The 2,853-nt window shown below is 50.8% G+C and carries 6 protein-coding genes; 5 read left to right on the forward strand and 1 reads right to left on the reverse strand.

The window, feature by feature from the left end; genetic code table 11:
* Both ABNT28_RS10700 and ABNT28_RS10705 read left to right on the forward strand, forming a co-directional pair.
* The coding region (locus tag ABNT28_RS10700) for a bifunctional ornithine acetyltransferase/N-acetylglutamate synthase (RefSeq protein ID WP_348721587.1) at positions 1-141 on the forward strand (141 nt) is incomplete at its 5' end.
* Positions 122-547: a (deoxy)nucleoside triphosphate pyrophosphohydrolase gene (locus ABNT28_RS10705; RefSeq protein ID WP_348721585.1), complete on the forward strand. Its 426-nt coding sequence runs from the start codon at positions 122-124 to the stop codon at positions 545-547. The genes ABNT28_RS10700 and ABNT28_RS10705, both read left to right, overlap by 20 nt.
* Here ABNT28_RS10705 and ABNT28_RS10710 read toward each other — a convergent pair whose 3' ends face one another.
* The gene (locus tag ABNT28_RS10710; protein ID WP_332925255.1) at positions 548-1,441 is read right to left on the reverse strand and encodes a methyltransferase domain-containing protein; all 894 of its coding nucleotides are present in this window, start codon (positions 1,439-1,441) and stop codon (positions 548-550) included.
* A gap of 178 nt (positions 1,442-1,619) precedes the next feature.
* Here ABNT28_RS10710 and ABNT28_RS10715 point away from each other — a divergent pair, with 178 nt between their 5' ends.
* The 3 genes from ABNT28_RS10715 to ABNT28_RS10725 all read left to right on the forward strand — a co-directional run.
* Positions 1,620-2,336: a ComF family protein gene (locus tag ABNT28_RS10715; RefSeq protein ID WP_332925254.1), complete on the forward strand. Its 717-nt coding sequence runs from the start codon at positions 1,620-1,622 to the stop codon at positions 2,334-2,336.
* A 48-nt stretch (positions 2,337-2,384) separates the two neighbouring features.
* Complete coding sequence (gene grxC, locus ABNT28_RS10720) at positions 2,385-2,648, forward strand: glutaredoxin 3 (protein WP_332925253.1); 264 nt, start codon at positions 2,385-2,387, stop codon at positions 2,646-2,648.
* Between the two features lie 3 nt (positions 2,649-2,651).
* Positions 2,652-2,853, forward strand: a 202-nt coding sequence (locus ABNT28_RS10725) for a nitrilase-related carbon-nitrogen hydrolase (RefSeq protein ID WP_348721586.1), incomplete at its 3' end; no start/stop codon positions are given.

Genomic DNA, 2,853 nt, shown 5'->3' on the forward strand with positions numbered 1-2,853 from the left:
GAAACCCCCGTCACCGCCCATATGCAAGGCCCTGACATTGATATCACTGTTTTTGTCGGCACTGGTTCTGGCACCGCGCGGGTTTATACCTGCGATTTAACGCATGGATATATTTCGATCAATGCCGATTACCGAAGCTAACACCCCGCTATCCCTCATATTGGTCAGTGCTGTGGCACTGATAGATGCTGATGGTCGGATATTGCTGGCGCAACGCCCAGCGCATAAAAGCATGGGTGGCTTATGGGAATTTCCGGGTGGTAAAATCGAGGCGGGCGAAAGCCCTGAAGCGGCCTTAATACGTGAATTACAGGAAGAGCTTGATATCAACACCCGTGAGTCATGTCTGGCACCGCTCAGCTTTGCCAGCCACGCCTATGATGATTTCCATCTGTTAATGATGCTGTTTGTTTGTCGTCGCTGGCATGGCCAGCCTCGTCCTGTCGAAGGGGGGAGTTTGAAATGGGTACGGCCACATCAGCTTCGTGATTATCCGATGCCACCTGCCGATATCCCGCTTATTCCAGTGTTGCAGGATCTTTTGTAATCAGCTCGATTCTGGATCCTGTTCTTCACTATTCAGAATATCAGCTAATCGATGCGTGGCGCTACCTGGACGAAGTGGCTTCTGCTGACTTTCATGTGGCGCCCATCCCGTCAGGGTGATGATTTCGAAACTGGCCGGAATTGTGCCATCATCATTGCCATATTCAGCCTGATAAATGTCGGCAGCGCGCATAAACAAAGCACGGCTTGTCGGCCTGCGCAGACGATCCATCAAGGCATTCTGTTCGCCCATCCCACGCAGATCAGCCATCAAGCGGAACATGTTCGGATAGGTGATCGTCAGACGATCACTATCGGCAACCGGCAAAGCCAGCCCAGCCCGACCAAGCAAACCACCAATATCACGAATATCTGCCATAGGCGCACAACGTGGGCTCAAGCCCCCGTCAATTTCGCTTTCTGCCGCCGCCAAAGCGCTACGTAATTCGTTAAGGCTGTTACCACCAAGCATGCTGACCAATAACAACCCATCCGGTTTAAGCACTGACCGCATCTGGGTCATGACGCCTGGCAAATCATCAACCCAATGCATCGTCAGACAGGAAAACACCGCATCAAAGCTATTTGGCCTGAATGGCACCCTATCTATGTCACAGGCAATCGATGGACCATGTGCAAGCGCATTTCTAGCAAATTTCGGCGATAAATCGGCATGCATAACGGTGTTGATTTTACCAAGTCCGGCAAGATGACGCGATAACACGCCATCATGACAGCCAAAATCAAGACAAAGGTTAAAATCACGGCGCACCAGCTCAAGCCGGTCAATCACGCGGATTGCAGCTTCATCCTTTAAAAAGGAAAAATTGTCATAATTCGCGGCAGCACGATCACGATGCTGGCGCAGACTGGCTTTATCAAAAAGGATGGGCATCGGCTGGTTCATGCCTTTGATGTAATGATTTCAGCCAGAACTACAACCCCATTCACCAGACGTGATGGCACCATTAACCAGATATTTACATTATTCATATAGGCTAGAGACCTGCATATCAGGCACAGGCAGATATAAACCAAAACAGGCATAGAGCATTGGTAATAAGGCGTGATACATGAGTAACAGCTACATACATGCATGGCTGACGCGGCTGGCAGATACCATGTTGCCGCATCTATGCCCCCATTGCCGTACATTTTGCGAAGGTGAAGGTCTGTGTGCTGCGTGCTGGCAACAACTTGAACAAATCTCAATACCCTTTTGCAGCTGTTGTGGCCGCCCGCTACCCTATGCTTTACCTGACACACGATGCGCTAGCTGCTGGGTCGCACCGCCACCATTGACCAAAATACGAGCCGCATGCCGCTATGATGATATCGCCAGCAATCTGATCATTCGCTACAAACATGCCGATGCCCTGCATCTGACACCTTTACTGACACGGTTAATGCGCCGGTTCTTCGATGAATTATCAGAGCCAAATCAGCTTGTGATTCCAATCCCATTAGAACGACGCCGCTATTTCCGGCGCCGCTACAACCAGTCAGCCGAGTTGGCGCGCTATATGGCACCTGACAATTTTGCGCCCTCTTTGCTGATCCGTCAGCGCAACACACCCAGTCAGGCAGGCAAAAACCGTCAGCAACGCATTGATAATGTAAGGGGTGCCTTTGCTGTGCCAGCCAATCAGAAATCATCGCTTGCTACCCGCCCAATCATGCTGATCGATGATGTCATGACCACTGGCGCAACCTTGTTCGAAGCGGCAAAAACCTTGCAAAAATCTGGCGCTGGGCCAATATGTGGTTTGGTAATTGCGCGCGTAAGCTAAGTCGGCTGACGCGTATTGTTTAGGTTATTAAGGTAGGGCAACAAGCAGATGGCCAAGATTGAAATATACACGCAGATGGGATGTGGTTATTGTGTGCGCGCTGTGCGGCTTCTACAGTCAAAGAATGTCCCGTTTGAACAGATCGATGTATCGCTCAACAGTGCCTTACGCGGCGAAATGGCAAAACGTGCTGGCGGCCGCAACACGTCACCGCAGATTTTCGTCGATGATGCGCATATCGGTGACTCGGACGAAATTTTTGCACTGGACCGAGCCGGCCACCTTGATAAATTGCTAAAGCTGGGATCATAAACTATGCGCATAGCCGCCTTGCAATATTGTGCTGGCGCCACAGCAGACATTACCTTTCCCACCATCGAAACACTCATCGCGCGGGCTGTTGATAAGGGTGCCAAAATGGTCTGCTTGCCCGAAGCGGCCAGTTTTTTGCCTGCAAACCGTGATGCATTGAACCAACTTGCCGAACATACTCATGACAGCCCCAGCCTTGAACGAT

The organism is uncultured Candidatus Puniceispirillum sp. (genome assembly GCF_963979125.1).
In the GTDB taxonomy this organism is placed as follows: domain Bacteria; phylum Pseudomonadota; class Alphaproteobacteria; order Puniceispirillales; family Puniceispirillaceae; genus Puniceispirillum.

Excerpts from the sequence above, each read along its gene's own strand:
- ABNT28_RS10705 (WP_348721585.1), top strand. The coding sequence starts at position 122 with ATGCCGATTACCGAAGCTAACACCCCGCTATCCCTCATATTGGTCAGT.
- ABNT28_RS10710 (WP_332925255.1), bottom strand. The coding sequence starts at position 1,441 with ATGCCCATCCTTTTTGATAAAGCCAGTCTGCGCCAGCATCGTGATCGT.
- ABNT28_RS10715 (WP_332925254.1), top strand. The coding sequence starts at position 1,620 with ATGAGTAACAGCTACATACATGCATGGCTGACGCGGCTGGCAGATACC.
- grxC (WP_332925253.1), top strand. The coding sequence starts at position 2,385 with ATGGCCAAGATTGAAATATACACGCAGATGGGATGTGGTTATTGTGTG.